The following is a 17,162-nucleotide window of genomic DNA, read 5'->3' as shown; positions in this document are numbered from 1 at the left end:
AAACAAATGAATAAATTTTTAAGCCTTTTAGCTCTTGCATTACTGTTAAGTACGGCATCAATAGCGCAAAGCATTGTGTCATTCAAGGCAATGGGACATGACGATGAGTCAATATATGGAATGATCGGAGCAAAGTCATTCTATTTAAAAGTAAGCCCCCTTGTTGAAATGAAGGGAAGCAAGCTGGTGCTATACATCGAGCCTTCCCAGGCTTTAATAAAAGATCATTCTTTTGTGAATATCGTTATCAACGATCGTCCGGCCTACAGCGCCCGTCTTACCAAAGACACGATCGAAAGGATAGCGATCAACTTAACCCCCGAAGATCTTTCAGCAGACAAGTTCCTGAAAATCCAGGTAAAAACCTTGCTCACGGTATCAGACGACAAGTGTAAGGACCTTGACAATCCCGCTATGTGGGTTAAGGTGAAGGACTACTCTTACCTGTCGCTGGTTAAAACCAACGAAAACTTCTTTAGGAATGTAAACCTGAGCAACTGCTTTGATTCTAAAAAAGCTATCGTTTATCCTGCCAATCCTACACTGCACGACTTAAAAGCCGTAGCATGGGCCTATGCAAGATTGAAAAGGTCGATGAACAGGGATATTAAGGTTTATACTGCCGACCAGGTTCCTGACAGCGTTAAAAACTACATACAGGTGGGTAACTGGAACAGTTTGCCTGCTGATAAAAAAGCTTTGATCAACGTTGCACCAAAAGCTAACCAGGGTTTATTGTTCCTGAGCAAAGCATTGGTAACCTATAGAGATACCGCAAGGTCTGACGCAAAACTGACCGAACCGGGTGAAATATTATTTGTAACCGGGGCCGATGATACCGGTTACGAAAAAACCATTACCACACTGGGTAATCTGAATATTCTTAATTCGTCTTTCGGTCAATATCTCCTGATCGATAACGCACAAAACAACTACTTTAAAACTGTTGACGAAAACCGCTCAAAACTGACTTTAAGGCAGGTGGGCGGTGCACCGAACTTTATGTCGGGTATCGGTTCGTTAACCAATGTTTACAGCTTCAAGAACAGTGATTTCAGCTTTACGCCGAAAGAAGTTGAAATTCACTTTGTGGCAAACTACAGCAGCCTTTCGCCTGGCGACCGTGGCTATTTTAATATTTATTTGAATGGCGCGCTGATCAGCAGCGAACGTTTGGATGCATCGGGTAAACTGAATACATCGGTTTCTATCAACCGTTATCAGCACCACAAATACAACACGGTTGAGGCTGAGTTCCGCATTTATCCAAGCAGCGGTAACTGTATCAATGCGTTTACCAACTTCTTTGCTGAAATTGATGTAGATAAATCATACCTGGAGTCAAAAAATCCGTTTATTACCAACGATTTGAGCTTCTATCAATACCCTGAAGCATTTAATACCGGTACTACCCGTATTGTGGTAACCAAGGAGTATGCAAAATATGCTGCTACCGCGATGGGTGAGATCATTTATGAGCTGAACAACAACATCAACTCAAATAATTTCCCTGAGTTTGTTTATTCGGATCAGATGAGTGCTGCCGATCTGAAAAAATATAACGTTGTTGCCTTATTGTCACAGCACGACCAGCTGATGGACCTGTTCCCTGATGCGCCGATAAGCTTTAATAAAGAGTTCCGTTTATATAATAACGAAAACAATAAGCCTGTTTACTCATTGTCTGATTCGGTATCAAACGGTTTGGCACAGATATTCTACGGACGAAGCAACAATGCTGTGCTGGTGCTTACCGCTACAGGTAAAGAACAGTCTGATGCATTTACAGCTGCTGCAAAATCCATTACCGAACAGTTGTCGACCTTGTCGAGCAACGTATGTGTGGCTGATGTAAATGGTAATAAATATTTGTTCAATATCAATAAATCAAGCGAGAATTTGGAGTATGTAGATACCAAGAACGCTTTAACCCGTTTCTGGGAAAACTATAACCTGTACATATTGCTCGGCATACTTGTACTGATATTAATGTCATTCCTCTACGTACGCTCAAAAGTTCAGAAATCGCAGGAGTTATTTAACGAATAATTGCGAAGAATTTAAAAAGAAAAGAGCACCTGAAATTTAATTAGCCTGGATAAGATTTGACAACTTTTAAAAAGTTGTCAAATCTCTACAGACTAAACAACAGTAAACACCTTTTATACGATAAAATGAAGATCTCTATCCCCGAACTTTTGGTTAATGATGGTTTTATTACACCAGGTGACCGGGAAAAGATTGAAAATTTTTCTGCCAGGACTGACCTGTCCTTTATCAAAATAGCGCTCAATTACGGTTACATATCCCGCAAAAACTACGAGCGCTCGATGATCAATGCGAAGTTGGATTTTAAACCCGTAAGAGACGAACAATTTGATAAAGAGGTACTCGACAAGATCGACCTGAAATTTGCTGATGCACATCTGGCCCTGCCATTGCGTATTGAAAAAAAGAAGGTAGTCACCCTGATGGCTGATCCAAGTGACCAACTGTTTCTCGATTTCATCCGGATGACCTATAACATGGAGCCCCATGTAATTGTCGCCGATGACCTGGACATTACCTGGATGACGCACAGGCTTTTGGGCGAAGACTATGTTAAATCATCTGTATTCGAGTTGCACAATCACGACGCAGATAGTTCGGCGCTTACTACTTTTACTACCGGTCAATTAGTGTTCATATTCATCATCATAGGCGCGCTTGCTGCCGGTTTGGTATTGAATTTTAAGAACGTTACCATCACGGTAAACGTGGCGATGAGCTTATTTTTCCTGATCGCTATCATCTTTAAGCTTTTTCTTTCATTAGTGGGCTCCAGGTTCGAGTTGTTCCAGGCTGTCAGCCGCGAAGAAGTGCGTGCCGTAGATGACAACGAGCTACCTGTTTATACTATACTACTGCCGGTTTATAAAGAAGATAAGCTGATCAAAAAGCTGATCTGGAACCTGCAAAGTATTGACTATCCACGCGAGCAACTGGATGTTAAACTGCTGATTGAAGAGGATGACGACCTGACACTGAACGCGGTTCGTGGTCTTGACTTCCCTGCTGTGTTTGAGGTGATCGTGGTGCCATTCCATATGCCGAAAACCAAGCCGAAGGCATGTAATTACGGCCTGCATTTCGCGCGTGGTAAATATCTTACTATTTATGATGCAGAGGATATCCCCGATACTGACCAGCTAAAAAAGGTAGTTACGCTGTTTAATAAACTGCCGGATAACTATATCTGCATACAAAGCGCTTTAAACTACTTTAACCGTAATGAGAACTTCCTTACAAGGATGTTTACCCTGGAGTATTCTTACTGGTTTGACTATATGCTGCCGGGGCTGGATACGTTGGATATCCCTATTCCATTGGGCGGCACCAGTAATCACTTTAAGATGGATATGCTGATCGAACTCGGAGCATGGGACCCTTTTAATGTAACTGAAGATGCCGATTTGGGTGTACGTGCATATGCTAAAGGTTATAAAGTAGCTATCGTAAACTCCACTACTTACGAGGAAGCGAACAATGAGCCATTTAACTGGATACGTCAGCGTTCGCGCTGGATAAAGGGGTATATGCAAACTTATTTGGTGCATATGCGCAACCCGATCAGATTGATCAAAAAGATTGGTTTCAGGGGTTTTATCGGTTTTAACTTCTTCGTTGGCGCTACGCCGATCACCTTTTTGGTATACCCGATATTACTGTTTATCTTCTTAGCCTACGTGGTATTTAACCTTGCGGCTATCAAGACGTTATTCCCTGACTGGGTGCTTTTCATGTCGATCTTCAACCTGATGGTTGGAAATATATTGATGATCTATGTAAATATGATGGCGGTATTTAAACGCCGTTTTTACGAGTTGATCCTGTTCTCGATTGCTAACCCGGTTTATTGGCTGATGCACTCGGCAGCGGCATATATGGGATTGTACCAGTTGATCGTGAAGCCGTTCTACTGGGAAAAGACCACACATGGTTTGAGTAAAGTTAATAGCGCCACTAACGTGATAAACTAATGGGAAACAGAAGAAGACTATATCTTATCCTGATCACGGTGTTTATAGCGGTGTACTACCTGTTCTTGGGTATTTACCTGAACAGGCTGGGCTACTATAACCACGAATCGCTTTTCTTTATTGAAAAGAGCAAAATACTGTTTGAGGGATTGGGTAACCGTTTGAAGGTAATGGGTCTGACTACGCCTATCCTGCCCTTTTACGGAACGGTTTTCTTTTCGTGGATCAATCCGCAACTGGCGCCGGTAATTGCCTCGGCATTGGGTACGGCATTGCTGTTTTATGTGATGTGCTCCACGCTCATCAAGCGCACTAATGATGATTTTTACTTACTGCTAATCATTGTATTGTTTCTGTTTCATCCGGGGTTGTTATATAGCGCATGTTCAGGTAAATCCATCTACATGGTGCTACTATTTTTCTATTTGTTCTTTTTCCATATTATCAGGTTCTACTCATCAAATACTACTTTCCATATTTCTATCGCGAGTATATGTCTGGTAATACTGGTATTCTGCGATTATAAATTCATCTGGCTGAACCTGTTTTTTATACCGCTGGTATTGTTCATCGCAACGCAGAGTTTAAACCTGGGCGAAAAGGAAACTATCTTCCGGCTGTACCAAAGCTTTAACAGTCCGGCACTACGCCGCAAGCTGGTGAATAAGACCTTTGCGATCTATATCATCCTGTTCATATTACCGCTGGCGTCGATCCTGATCTATAAGATGCTGAACCTGACGCATGCCAACGACTTGAACTACTTTATTGAAAGTCCGTATGCTACGTGGACCGTATTGTCTGATAAGATCAATTTTGAAACAGCGACCAGCTTTGCACATTATCACTCATCGCAGATATCGCCGATTGTGACTGCCAGTATCGCCCTATTTTGCCCGATGATATTGCTGGCGATCTACCTGTTCAGGAACAGTACTTACCAAATCCTGACCATTGCCGCGCCATTTGCTTTTGTGGAATTCTTACAGATAAAATACGATAAGATATTTCTTTCGCAGGAGTATTTCCTGATCTTCCTGGTACTGGCGATGCTTTGCGTAACGCTGAAAGTTCATGAGTCAAAACACCAGCTTAGTATGAAGATAATACTGAGCTTCCTGGTATTGTTCCAACTGGTAACCGGTTATTTCTTCCTGAAAAAATCGTTCCTTACCGAGGAGCAGGATTTTGTTAAGGTATTGTTCAACCCAGCGCCTGTCGATCAACAAAGTGATAATATGGAAATGGCAGATTATATCAATGGACTGCCAACCAATGCACAGATCATGGTGGATGATGCGATTGCCTACCAGGTGGTTGCCTTTACGCATCATATACAACGCCTCACCATGCCTTACCAGGAATCGTACCTCAGCTCGAGCGAAGCTCCTGAGCATTATGTAAACTACATCCTGGTAGCAACCGACCAAAATATTCTTACCGGCTATACCCAGCTCAATACCCGCTACCTGCCTGCCATCAAAAAATCCGACAGTCGCCTGAGCCTGCAAAAGGTTTATGAGACGGGGGATTGGGTGTTGTATAAGGTGTTGTAGTTAGTTGGCAGTACGCAGTTGACAGTTAGCATGAAATAAAAAAATACGTATTTTTGTTAAAAGTAGTATATCATGCGAAGCCAGAAATTAAGTGCGTTACAATTGGAACTTCTAAATATTTATTCTTTTCAACCCAAAGAAGAGGATTTGCTTGCTATTAAAGAACTACTTGCCAATTACTTTTCGGGTAAACTTCAGAAAAATATCAAAAAGGCAATAAGGGAAAAGAATATTACTCAAGAAGACCTTGACCAATGGATCAATGAATAAGTTACGCTTGATTCTTGATACAAATATTTTCCTGGTTTCACTAGCCCCTAATTTCAAATATCATTGGATATATCAATCACTGCTTCAAAACAAGTATGATTTGATTCTGTCTAATGAAATCCTTACGGAATACCAGGAGCAAATTTCGATAAGGTATGGCCTTGAACGCACTGATGCTTCTCTTGATTTCTTATTGCTATTGCCGAATGTAATACTCAAAAACCCTTCGTTCCTGTGGCAATTGGTAGAAATTGATAAAGATGATAATAAATTTATTGACACCTATATAGCTGGACAATGCGATTATATTATCAGCAATGATCGCCACATACATCAGATAAAAGCAAGTAAATTTCCGCAGATAGCCGTTTTACGGTATGATGAGTTTGAGGCTCTGTATAAAGAGCAACTTACTCAATAGCACAAGTTCTTTGACATGCAAACCTCGAAGTGTCTGTCCGTCACGCTATCCCTTTATATTTTGACAGCATGTGACAAGCGTCATTCCGTCGAACAAAAAAATAAACTTTCAAAATATTTTGAAAGTTTAAAAACTTATTTACCTTTGTATATGGAATTGGCAGAAGCAAAGCAAAAGTTTATTGAAGCCTGGGGGAAACTGGGGTCTGAATGGGGTATTAACCGCACGATGGCGCAGGTGCATGCTTTGCTGCTGATCACGCCTGAGGACCTGACTACCGAGGAGATCATGGAAACGCTGCAGATATCACGTGGTAATGCCAACATGACTTTGCGCGATCTGATAGGCTGGGGATTGGTGGAGAAACGTCACAAACCAGGTGAACGTAAGGAGTATTTTTATGCTGATAAAGATACCTGGAACATTGCCCGACAGGTGGCAAAGGAACGCCGCAAAAGAGAGCTTGACCCGATAATAAAAATTCTGGATGAGCTTTCTAAAGTGAAGGGAGAGAAGAACGATCCTGAGTTTAAGACTTTTAATAAATCGATTACTGATATAAACAAGCTGGCTAAGAATGTAGACAGAACTTTAGAAACCATGCTGAAGGCTGAAGAAAGCTGGTTCTGGGGTTCTCTACTGAAAGTATTCAAATAAAAATTTTTTATCTACATATTTCATTTTTTTCTGAAAGTTCAATTTGTACAATTAAAATTTAAAACTTAAAATCATGAACTACTTTATCCTAACCTACGCAGTCTATTTAGCAGCAAGCATTGCTTTAACCATTTGGGTAGCAAAAGTTTTATTCAGGAATGGTCGCGTGTTTTTGGTCGACATTTTTCACGGCAATAATGAGCTTGCCGATTCTGTAAACAAGCTCCTTGTAGTTGGCTTTTACCTGGTTAACTTCGGTTATATGAGTTTGGCGCTTAAAGAAAGCAGCAGCATACCTAACACACAGGTAGTAGTCGAGGTGCTGAGCTTTAAGCTGGGCTGGATCATACTGATCCTGGGCGGAATGCATTTCCTGAACCTCACCATCTTCTTTAAGCTAAGAAAACGCGCCCAAAACCACGCAGAGGAAAACAACATTTAATACCCGAGTTATGAAAATATTTAAAGATTACCTGATCCTTTACGATGCTGAATGCCCGGTTTGCACACTGTATGCAAAGACACTTGTAAAAGCAGGTTTATTTGAAAATAAAGGCCGAACACCTTATCAGCAGCTCGCTCAAAACGCCTGTCCCATGGTGGACAGGCAGCGCGCTGTAAATGAGATCGCATTGGTTAACCAGCAAACCGGCGAGGTTACCTATGGCATCAAAAGTCTTTTCAAAATTTTCGGTTCATTCATGCCTTTCTTCAAACCGCTGTTCAACTTCAAACCATTTGTATGGCTGATGAGCAAGGTGTATGCTTTCATTTCCTACAACCGCAGGGTAATTATTCCTTCTTCTGGTGACGGCTTTGAATATCAACCTACCTTCCGGTTAAGATATCGTATTGCCTATCTTGTATTTACATGGGCCGTTACCGCTTATTTCCTCACCCGTTATGCTGATCTGCTTATCGGCATTATCCCGGCAGGAAATATTTACAGGGAAGCTTTGATATGCGGTGGCCAGATCTTCTTCCAGGGAATCATCGTCAGCCTGATTAATAAAGAAAAGAAATGGGATTATCTTGGGAACATGATGACCATCTCTTTTGGCGGCTCTTTGCTGCTTGGTATAATGCTGATGTTAGCTGGTATGATCGGTCATTATCCTTTATTGTACAGCTTTTATTTTATGATGGTAGCCTTTTTAATGTTTTTAGAACACATCCGCAGAACCAAACTGCTAAAACTGGGTTGGACGCTCACTATTACCTGGACTTTGTACAGGGCGGCTTTATTGGTTATCATACTTTTAATCAACTAAACCATGAAATACAAAAAGATCATACTCGCAGGCGGTAACGGTTACTTAGGAGGCGTATTAGCCTGGTATTACCGTCATCTGGCTGAGGAAGTTATCATCCTTAGCCGCAAGCCAAAAGCTACTGAAGGCAATGTGAAAACTGTATTGTGGGATGGAAAGACAAAAGGCGAATGGGTAGATGAAATAGAAGGGGCTGATATGCTGATCAACCTTTGCGGCAAGAATGTTAATTGCCGTTACACTGCCAAAAACCGTGAGGAGATTATCCGTTCAAGGGTAGTTCCGACCACCTTGTTAAATGAAGTGGTTGGTGAACTAAGGAACCCTCCTGCCCTTTGGATCAATATTACTTCTGCCACCATTTATCGTCATGCTGAGGATTTTGCGCAGGATGAAGCTACGGGTCAAATCGGTTATGGGTTTTCTATTGATGTTTGCCGGCAGTGGGAAGAAACATTCTTTAGTGAATGTAAAGCGCCCGTCCGGAAAGTTGCTTTGCGGATGGGAATTGTTTTGGGACGCAGCGATAGCGTTTTCCCACGACTGCTTAACCTGGTGAGATTCGGTTTAGGCGGAAGGCAGGGAAACGGTGAGCAGTATGTATCATGGGTGCACGAACAGGATGTGGCCCGGAGTACTGAATGGATACTGGATCATCCAAAAATGAATGGGGTGATCAATTGCACCGCTCCTGAAGCAATTAAGAATACTGAACTGATGCATTCCTTACGTAAAAGTTATGGTATGCCTATTGGCTTGCCTACCCCTGCATGGCTGCTGAACATTGGGGCAAGGATTATCGGCACTGAAACGGAGTTGATTCTCAAAAGCCGTTGGGTAACGCCTAAACGCTTGCTTGATTCAGGTTACCAGTTCCTGTTTACCAAAGCTGATTTTGCAATAGATGATATTTTAAGCCTGAGAGTCTGACAGCTATGAAAACACCTGAACAATATCTTAAAAACCGAATACGTTTATTGCTGATCTTCTTCATAACGGGATTGGTATTAAGTGGCCTCACCGCCTTTCCCATTGAAAGTGAACTGTCGCTTCTTGCAACCAACCATCCTTCAAATAGCTTACAGCAATGGATCAACACCGTTTACCATGCCGTTACTGCTACGAATGCCCGTTATCCTTTCATGGCTTATGGCACCGACTGGCTGGCCGTTGCGCATATTGTTATTGCGATTGCTTTCGTCGGGCCGCTAAGGGATCCGGTGCGGAATATTTGGGTGCTGCAGTTTGGGATGATCGCTTGTGTACTTATTTTTCCGCTAGCATTTATTGCCGGGCCTGTGAGGGAAATACCTATTGGATGGTCGCTGGTGGATTGTTGTTTTGGGGTTGTGGGGGTTATTCCGCTGTATATCTGCTATCGTTATGCCAGAAAGCTGGAAGAATTGGTTAAGTAGTTGATTGAGTTAAGTGGTTGATTAGGTTAACTAATATAAAAGTCACGTCATCCCGAACTTGTTTCGGGAACCCACAGAACCGGTAGACGCCATGCTGTAGACCTTGCATGTTACAGACTTAGCAAGTGGGGTGCTGAAACAAGTTCAGCATGATATGTCTTTTTTAACCGACCGTCCGTCACACTACCCCGATTTTGTTACAGCACACTACATTCGCGCCAGGGATAGGAATGGATACCGGCCTTTTGTTTATTAAGTGGCAGTGGCAGTTTTTAGTAGCAGTCACTTGTAAAAGCGCAAAAATATTGACCAATACGTGCGACTAAGGCCTGCAGGTGTATGAATGGATAGCCCGCCCGGGCGCCCATATTCAGTTAGCAGTTTTTAGTTGGCAGTGGGCAGTTAACAGGCAACGTCATCCCGAACTTGTTTCGGGAACCCACAAGACCGGTAGACGCCATGCTGTAGACCTTGCATGTTACAGACTTAGCAAGTGGGGTGCTGAAACAAGTTCAGCATGACGTGACTTTTAATTATTACCAACTAATGCAAACTGCCAACTCCTAACTGCCAACTGAAAATCACTGCCCCACCGCCTTATTCAGCGCAATAATCGCTGTTTTAAAATGCTCGCGGGCTATCAGGAACTGGATATTCACTTTGCGCAGGGCCATGCCGGCGCTGATGATGTTGATGTCTTCCTTTGCCAGGGCCTCGGTGCTGCGGGCGAGTAGTCCGGGTTGATCCATGTTGGTGCCCAGCAGGCATACCAGGGCCGATTTTTCTACTGTTATCTTCTCGAACTTCTTGCCCAGGTCGTCGATCAGCTTTTGTGAGAAATCGCTCTCCCATATCACTATCGAAATGCTGTTGGCGCTGGTGGCCTTAAAGGTGTAGCTGATGCGGTGATCGTAAAATACCTGCATTATCTGCAAGTCGCTGCCCACGTTGCCTACCATCAGGGGGTCGTATACGTCGATGATCAGCATCTTGTCGTAGCCCGTTATCACCTCCACGCGCTTCAGGCCCGACACATAATCTTTGGTGATGAGCGTGCCCGGGTGCGCCGGCTCGAACGTGTTTTTTATGCGCAGGTTAATGCCGTTTATCTCCAGCGGTTTGGACGCCTTGGGGTGAATAGCCTCCATACCCACGTCGGCCAGCTGATCGGCAATGTCGTAATTGGTGAAGCCTACGGGCTTGCAATTGTCCACCCCAACCAGACCCGGATCGGCGGTTGAGAGGTGGTACTCCTTATGAATAATAGCCTCTTCAGGCTTCAATATCTGTGCAATCTTACTGAAGGTGACCTCCGAATACCCGCGGTCGAACTCGCGCATAATACCCTCGGTACCTTTGGCATAACCGGTAACGATGCAGATGCACGATGCCAGGTCGATGCCGGAGAATACGTCGCGGATGCGCTGATCGATGGTGAAAGGGCGCATATCGTCAAACCCGCCCAGGTCGATAAACTTGGCGTTCGCCCCCTTGTTTTGCAGGATATTGGACAAGTTAAAGGCCGAGTGTGTTTCGCCTATTGACGCCAGGATCTCGCGCGCCGCCTGCAATATACCTTCCCTGCTCACATAGCCCGACGCCAGCACATCCACCAAATTCTCCAGGTACGACTGCGCCTTTTGCACATGCCGCTCAATAAAAGCATCGGCAACCGCCACATCCAGTCCAAGCGGTTCATATTTTTGGTTGATCTCCTTCAGTTGCGCAACCAGTTGGTTCAGCAGATCGTGAAAATCCTCGTTATTGGCAATACGGTGATACACGCCCGGCTCCTTGGTCTTCTTATTTTCGAGCAGCAGGTTGGTAACGCCCGAGAACGCCGACACCACAAACACGCGGTTATACAGGCTCTCGCCCTGGCGTTCAAAATAAATAATGTTATTCAATACCTCGGCAAGCGCACTCATCGATGTCCCGCCGATCTTCTCAACAGTAAGCATGGGGGCGAAGCTACTAATTTTTGTGTGAATGGTGGGTGGATGTTGGTTAATCAGTTAACCGGTGATCGGTTATCAGGGGGTGATTGCAGTTAAATTCCCCTCCCGGGAGGGGGCGCGAAGGGAAGTGTAGTGGCAGGGGTGGGTTCACTGCATATTGTCTGAACCATGATTCGTAGGATTGAAAGATTAACATGATCACTGCCAATTAAAAAGGGTGTCACACTGAGGCTCTCGAAGTGCGGTGCGGTGGGCATTACTGCATATCGTCTGAACCATGATTTTTCACGGACGATTGTTTTTTCAATGGCGTTCAAGAGGGCTGCGCCGTTCGCTTGATTAAAGGATTAACATGATTACTGCCAACTGCCAACTCAAAACTGCCAACTGAATAAGGGCGTTTCCCCGATGAAAAATCGGGGTCAGGCTGTACGTTTATACTGCGCAGGCATTAATCACAGAGCCGGTATACACTTCCATCCTTAACGCGGTTTAGTACATTTTCAGGAAATCTGCTGCCGAGAGTATTGGAATTTGCTGAAATGGATGCAATACAAGTAAATCTTTATCGCCGGTTACAATGCAAGCGGCCCCAGCTTCGATTGCCAGTTCGAGAAACTTGTTATCTTTTGGATCACGACAAACTTCCACGCTCACAGATACCTTGATAAGCTGCCCGTTCTTTTTAAAAGCGTCAATAATCTGTCGTTTGGTTTGAACAGGTAAATATTTATCAAATTTTGGGCGACTCAAAGTCACTTCAAATTCTTCAAATGTCGAATCAGAATATACAGCAATTCCTATTTCACGGGCTTTGTCGTAGGCTTGCCGGTTAACGGAGTTGGGTAATAGGTTGGCACTGATAAGGCTATTGGTATCAAAAACAAATATCTTAGTCATCAGATGCCAGCAGGTCTTTTAAAATTTCGGTGGTGAGGCCATTTTTTACTGCCTCGCTGCCTGCATCGTCCAACAATTTCGAATATTCAGCAAATGTGGCATCATTAACCGCCTTTTTCACCATCAGGCTAACTGTTTGGTTAAACTGCCGCTTACTCTCCTTACTAAAGCTCCGGTATATTTTTCCTACCGTATCGTCCACTTCTAATACTATCCGTTCCATATGCTGTTTGTAATATTACGAATTTACGAAAAATATAACAGATGTTATAGTGATGAATGGTGAGCGGTGAACTTAAAAACTTGTCATAGAGAAGCGCAGTGGGTAGCGCGTGAGGGCGACAAAGCAATCGTATTCAGTACTGGGCGGAGATGCAAGATAAAATTCTCCCGGAAGGGGGCGCGAAGGGAAGTGTTTGGCAGGGGTGGGTTCACTGCATATTGTCTGAACCATGATTTTTCAGGGATGATTGTTTTTTCAATGGCGTTCAAGAGGGCTACGCCGTTTGTTTAATTAAAGAATTAACATAACTGCTCACTGCCAACTCAAAACTGCCAACTGAATAAGGGCGTTACCCGCTGATAGAAGCGGGTCAGGCTGTACGTTTATACTGCGCAGGCGTTAGCCACAGGGCAGGTATACACGTCCATCCTTAACGCGGGGTTTGTTTGAACTGGATTATATTAATTAAGGGGGGTAATATGACTAAACATGAATTCACAACTCTCTAAGTATAGGGTTTATAATATACTATTTAAATAATCAACATCTTGCTTAGCAAAGTCCCATTTTATTACTTGAATTTTTCTCTTTGGTCTAAATTCCAACACATCCTTTCTATTGTAAGCTAATAGTAACTTGTTCAGAGTTGTCCCCATTCCTTGAGGACTTAAAAGAATCGAATATATAGGAAGGGCAATACAAGAATATCCAATAAGTTGTGAAAGATGAATCAAAGAAAGATATGTGTTTTTGCACTCCACAAAAACCAATTCAACTCTGTCATCATATTCAATAAATCCAGTTATGTCTTGCCTGATCTGAAAAGTGGTAAATTCTGGAAAATAATTTTGATATTTAAGAATTGTAATAAAATTGCTAAGATCACTATGATGAGTGTCGAGCACCTGTATTCGATTTGCTATTTTACAAAACGTTTGCTCAAGGTTATTAACTATACATGGACAATAAGGCAGTAGTAAATGACTTGGTCCACTAATTTCTTAGCAAAATCCAAATTTGTTCATCGCAATTTGGGCATTTGAACACTTGAAAATCTAAAACGTTTATACTGTTTGGATCAATGTCTTCCGAAATAGATGTACATTCTTCACTTGAGTATAAATCCATTTTTTCTGCACAATTGCAGCAAATATGTATAACTTCTGTCCTAACGACCTCGGTATTGTTTCCCATAATTAGTAAGCTTATAAAGACCGGTATATTTTCCTTTGGTTTCAAATAATTCTTTATTATAAGGGTTATCATTACCGACCAATTCGTCGTAAATGGCTCCTCGTATATTTGCTCTAAAATTTGTTAAATTAAATTCAAGATTTTTATTACCCTCTATCCTTCTTAAAACATAATCACCTATATCTTGCAATTGGGCGTATTCAGAATTTTGCGTTAAAATCTTAATCCCGTCAATTATTAATGATTTGAACGTTGGCACGGTTCCTGGTAATTCTTTTTCCTTTCTTTCAATTTCCTCTATTGCTTTTTTTACGCCTTTATCATTTCTCGCTTTATGCTCATTTTTGGAGAATGCAGAATACACATCAGCATAGCCATTTAGATACTCTTCATCGGGTTCAAATATTGAAGGCGTAAATTTTACAGAGCTATAAATTGCTTCAAGTTGTGAAAAGTATAGTGGTTTCTCTTCAGTAATTACAGTATTTACTTCAAAATTTGAAATTAAGCCGCCACCAGTTAGGTTGGTACTACCGATAATACTAGTCGTTTCCCTAGGTTTATTAAATAGATAGACTTTGGGGTGAAAAACTACATCTGTTTTATTTTCCTGTTTATCCCCAAAACAAAAAAAACTCAATTCCAAATTTGATCTTTTTAGATTTAAAAGAAATTTAATTGCTTGTGGATCTGTTGTTTTGAAATCTAAACCCGCTATAATTTCAACTTTCCCGTTTTTGTTCAAGCAGTTGTTCAACGATTCTTCTATTACCTTTAATCCTGAATACTTCATAAACGCGACAGCAATTCTCACCTGAATTGAGTTTGCTAATTCCTGATTTATTATGTTACCAATCGGATAATTCAGGTTCGAAAGAATTTGCAGTTTCATTTCTCCATTAGAGTAATTGCGGATTGACGGTTTTAATATCAAATATGAGCAAATTTTAATTTTATAGCTAAATCTGTTAGTAATAATATACATTGTTCATAATTTATTATATCATTTTTCTCATGCCCGTTCAAGCATGTCGCTTGAATCCAAAAGGTTATGAGCGTTCGGCTTACGACAACCCATTTGTAATGTCTCAAATATTCAGCACATATGTATCGGCGGGACCCATCGATCATATTGTGGAGTCGGCTGAACGCTGGGATATTGTAGGTTTATGCGAGACACTTAAACCGGTGAAGAGTGGTTTCAGTTTTTAGTACCGGTGATTCGCGTTAGGGACAGCAACGGATACCGGCCTGTGGCCAAAGCCTGCGCAGTATGAGTTTATGGCCCGGCCCGCTTCTATCAGCGGGAAACGCCCGTATTCAGTTGGCAGTTAGGAGTTGGCAGTTTGCAGTGTATGTTTTAAAACTTGTCTGGTAAAAAAATAACCTGCTATTATTTTAGATTTAAGGAATGTGCTTGCTTGCATGGTGAAGAACACACCCCTGCCCCTCTCGAGAGGGGAATTCAATTAATTCTTAAATTCTGGAAATTCCGGTTCTGACAATACGCGGAGAGGCCTCTGCGCACCGCACTTCGAGTGCCTCAGTGTGACACCCATTTTTCATTTCCGAACCATCTGCACATTTGCACATCCGCAAATCTGCACATCTAACTCACCTGCCGCAATAATTTATTCACATACCCAAGACTGACGTTAAGTTCCTGACTGATCTGTCGCTGGCTGAGGCCGGTGGCGGAGAGCTGGGCGGCTTTTTGGGCTAGTAATTCGGGCTTTAGCTGGTGGCGGGTGCGCAGGTGTGGGGTTTCGGGACTGTTGCCCATAAAACGGAACTGCAGAAAGTTGCCGGGCTTGTGGATGCGGCAAAGGCATACGTTATCCTCGCCATATACCTGTGAGGTGTTGCGCTGCTTGATCTGTTTGAGATAACACAAGCCGTGCTGGGTGCTACTTGCGCCGATGGCGAAGGTGCTGTCGGCAAAGTTGATGAGGAGTTTGCTGCCGTGCAGGTCGTCGGTAGAGATGGGTGCGCCGGGATTGCGCCGTTTTGGCGTATGGGCCAGCACCAGGATTGACAGGCCGAGCTCCGTTTTGAGGCTTTTCAGGTTTTTCATGAGGTTGAGCGCTACGGCAGTGTTTTCGGTACCGCCGCGCAGGCAGGTGATGTTATCGATAATGAGCACCGTGGCATTTACCTGCCTGATCTTATACTCCATACCGGCAAGAATGTATTTGTCGTAGTTGGTGTAGGTATCGGGCATTTCGTGGTCGGAATTGAACTGGGCACGGAAAAAGTTGTCGTTAAAATTGTAACTGCCTTCTGTTGTGTTGCGGTAGCGCCTGTAAAATTGTTTGGCACTCAGCTCGAAATCGATATAAAGCACTTTGGCCGGCTTTGCGTGCAGGGCAAATGGCGCAATGCGTTTGCCAAGCGCTATGCTGTTGCCGATCTGCGTGGCCAGTATGGATTTGCCAACGTTGGTGTCGGCAAAGAGAATACAGAGTTCGCCCTGGTACCAAAACTCGCCGAAAAGCATTTTTGCCGCGGGCTCGCGCGAACCGAGGTCCATCCAGCGGTTGCCGGTTTCGACAGTGAATGCATGACGGCATTCTTTGGGAACGATCTTTTCGATCTCCGCTATTGATTGCTTGGGCGGTTTGTACTTGTAACCCCGGGCCTCGGCACGGATCATTTCTATTTCAGGGGGTCGTTGGAAGGGCATGGGTTAGAGATTAGTTGATTAGTGATTAGAGATTAGGGCACTAATGTGATAAAATGTTGTAGGTATGACGTGGTACGTTATACGTATTTTGAATAAGGGTTGACGTATTACGTAAAACGTACTACGTATAACCTTTATATTCAAATATAACTTAAAGGGGTGGGAGATGTGGTGACAGGGTTTTGGCAATGGGTTTTAATGAGTGAGTTAGTGAATGAGTGAATGTTGCAATTAGGATACAAGCGCTCAAAATCAGGTGTTCATGGGCGTTCACGGCGTGGTGAACGTGAACGGGGTGGTCATTGGTTGGAAGGTTATAAAGCCATCTTACGGACTTTCGAACTTATGCGGACTTCCGGACTGCCATAAAACAAGAAAGCCCTTGTGTTTCCACAAAGGCTTCTGTAAAAAGGGGCACCGACCTACTCTCCCACGTATTACCGCAGTACCATCAGCTCTGGCGGGCTTAACTTCTCTGTTCGGAATGGGAAGAGGTGGACACCGCCGATATAGGCACCTGAATTTCTTTTTGGTTCATTGGTTGATTTGTTCATTAGTTCATTGGTATGAGCATGATGGCAAATCTTCCTTGACC

General features: G+C 43.1%; 17 protein-coding genes and 1 rRNA gene. 11 read left to right on the top strand and 7 right to left on the bottom strand.

Annotated features, from left to right (window positions below):
- The first annotated feature begins 6 nt into the window (after nucleotides 1-6).
- The 10 genes from VIM89_RS03630 to VIM89_RS03585 all read left to right on the top strand — a co-directional run bounded on the left by VIM89_RS03630 (nucleotide 7) and on the right by VIM89_RS03585 (nucleotide 9,609).
- The gene (locus VIM89_RS03630) at nucleotides 7-2,049 is read left to right on the top strand and encodes a cellulose biosynthesis cyclic di-GMP-binding regulatory protein BcsB (protein WP_488154770.1); all 2,043 of its coding nucleotides are present in this window, start codon (nucleotides 7-9) and stop codon (nucleotides 2,047-2,049) included.
- Between the two features lie 125 nt (nucleotides 2,050-2,174).
- Nucleotides 2,175-4,019: a glycosyltransferase gene (locus VIM89_RS03625; protein WP_488154769.1), complete on the top strand. Its 1,845-nt coding sequence runs from the start codon at nucleotides 2,175-2,177 to the stop codon at nucleotides 4,017-4,019.
- On the top strand, nucleotides 4,019-5,575 hold the full coding sequence (locus VIM89_RS03620; RefSeq protein ID WP_488154768.1) for a hypothetical protein: 1,557 nt from the start codon (nucleotides 4,019-4,021) through the stop codon (nucleotides 5,573-5,575). Before VIM89_RS03625 ends, VIM89_RS03620 begins: the two co-directional genes overlap by 1 nt.
- A gap of 72 nt (nucleotides 5,576-5,647) precedes the next feature.
- On the top strand, nucleotides 5,648-5,845 hold the full coding sequence (locus VIM89_RS03615; RefSeq protein WP_488154767.1) for a hypothetical protein: 198 nt from the start codon (nucleotides 5,648-5,650) through the stop codon (nucleotides 5,843-5,845).
- Nucleotides 5,838-6,266, top strand: coding sequence for a putative toxin-antitoxin system toxin component, PIN family (locus VIM89_RS03610; protein ID WP_488154766.1), 429 nt, complete (start codon nucleotides 5,838-5,840; stop codon nucleotides 6,264-6,266). The genes VIM89_RS03615 and VIM89_RS03610 overlap by 8 nt, the downstream gene beginning before the upstream one ends.
- Before the next feature lie 150 nt (nucleotides 6,267-6,416).
- Entirely contained in the window at nucleotides 6,417-6,923 is a 507-nt protein-coding gene (locus tag VIM89_RS03605) for a GbsR/MarR family transcriptional regulator (RefSeq protein ID WP_488154765.1), read from the top strand.
- Between the two features lie 73 nt (nucleotides 6,924-6,996).
- A complete protein-coding gene (locus tag VIM89_RS03600) occupies nucleotides 6,997-7,365 on the top strand; it encodes a hypothetical protein (RefSeq protein ID WP_488154764.1) in 369 nt (122 codons plus the stop codon).
- A gap of 10 nt (nucleotides 7,366-7,375) precedes the next feature.
- Nucleotides 7,376-8,194 (top strand): thiol-disulfide oxidoreductase DCC family protein, encoded by an 819-nt coding sequence (locus tag VIM89_RS03595; RefSeq protein ID WP_488154763.1) that lies wholly within the window; start codon nucleotides 7,376-7,378, stop codon nucleotides 8,192-8,194.
- 3 nt (nucleotides 8,195-8,197) lie between these two features.
- On the top strand, nucleotides 8,198-9,124 hold the full coding sequence (locus tag VIM89_RS03590; RefSeq protein ID WP_488154762.1) for a TIGR01777 family oxidoreductase: 927 nt from the start codon (nucleotides 8,198-8,200) through the stop codon (nucleotides 9,122-9,124).
- A gap of 5 nt (nucleotides 9,125-9,129) precedes the next feature.
- A complete protein-coding gene (locus VIM89_RS03585; RefSeq protein ID WP_488154761.1) occupies nucleotides 9,130-9,609 on the top strand; it encodes a hypothetical protein in 480 nt (159 codons plus the stop codon).
- A 581-nt stretch (nucleotides 9,610-10,190) separates the two neighbouring features.
- On the opposite strand, the gene VIM89_RS03580 is transcribed toward VIM89_RS03585, so the two are convergent.
- From VIM89_RS03580 to VIM89_RS03560, 5 genes are all read right to left on the bottom strand, one after another.
- Nucleotides 10,191-11,570 (bottom strand): aspartate kinase, encoded by a 1,380-nt coding sequence (locus tag VIM89_RS03580; protein WP_488154760.1) that lies wholly within the window; start codon nucleotides 11,568-11,570, stop codon nucleotides 10,191-10,193.
- 489 nt (nucleotides 11,571-12,059) lie between these two features.
- Entirely contained in the window at nucleotides 12,060-12,467 is a 408-nt protein-coding gene (locus VIM89_RS03575; protein ID WP_488154759.1) for a putative toxin-antitoxin system toxin component, PIN family, read from the bottom strand.
- Nucleotides 12,460-12,690: a hypothetical protein gene (locus VIM89_RS03570; RefSeq protein WP_488154758.1), complete on the bottom strand. Its 231-nt coding sequence runs from the start codon at nucleotides 12,688-12,690 to the stop codon at nucleotides 12,460-12,462. The genes VIM89_RS03575 and VIM89_RS03570 overlap by 8 nt, the downstream gene beginning before the upstream one ends.
- A 518-nt stretch (nucleotides 12,691-13,208) precedes the next feature.
- Nucleotides 13,209-13,595 carry a hypothetical protein gene (locus VIM89_RS03565; protein WP_488154757.1) on the bottom strand — a complete coding sequence of 129 codons (387 nt, stop codon included), beginning with the start codon at nucleotides 13,593-13,595 and terminating at the stop codon, nucleotides 13,209-13,211.
- Between the two features lie 263 nt (nucleotides 13,596-13,858).
- Nucleotides 13,859-14,776, bottom strand: a complete 918-nt coding sequence (locus VIM89_RS03560) for a phospholipase D-like domain-containing protein (RefSeq protein WP_488154756.1) — start codon at nucleotides 14,774-14,776, stop codon at nucleotides 13,859-13,861.
- Nucleotides 14,777-14,898: 122 nt separating this feature from the next.
- Here VIM89_RS03560 and VIM89_RS03555 point away from each other — a divergent pair, with 122 nt between their 5' ends.
- Nucleotides 14,899-15,096 carry a hypothetical protein gene (locus VIM89_RS03555; RefSeq protein WP_488154755.1) on the top strand — a complete coding sequence of 66 codons (198 nt, stop codon included), beginning with the start codon at nucleotides 14,899-14,901 and terminating at the stop codon, nucleotides 15,094-15,096.
- Between the two features lie 397 nt (nucleotides 15,097-15,493).
- On the opposite strand, the gene VIM89_RS03550 is transcribed toward VIM89_RS03555, so the two are convergent.
- Complete coding sequence (locus VIM89_RS03550) at nucleotides 15,494-16,537, bottom strand: AAA family ATPase (protein ID WP_488154754.1); 1,044 nt, start codon at nucleotides 16,535-16,537, stop codon at nucleotides 15,494-15,496.
- 439 nt (nucleotides 16,538-16,976) lie between these two features.
- Nucleotides 16,977-17,088 (bottom strand): 5S ribosomal RNA (gene rrf, locus VIM89_RS03545).
- Between the last annotated feature and the right edge of the window lie 74 nt (nucleotides 17,089-17,162).

Origin of the sequence: Mucilaginibacter sp. (genome assembly GCF_036568825.1) — a bacterium.
GTDB lineage: Bacteria > Bacteroidota > Bacteroidia > Sphingobacteriales > Sphingobacteriaceae > Mucilaginibacter.
The sequence above is the reverse complement of the archived record's forward strand: the minus strand, read 5'-3'. Positions and strand labels throughout refer to the sequence as shown.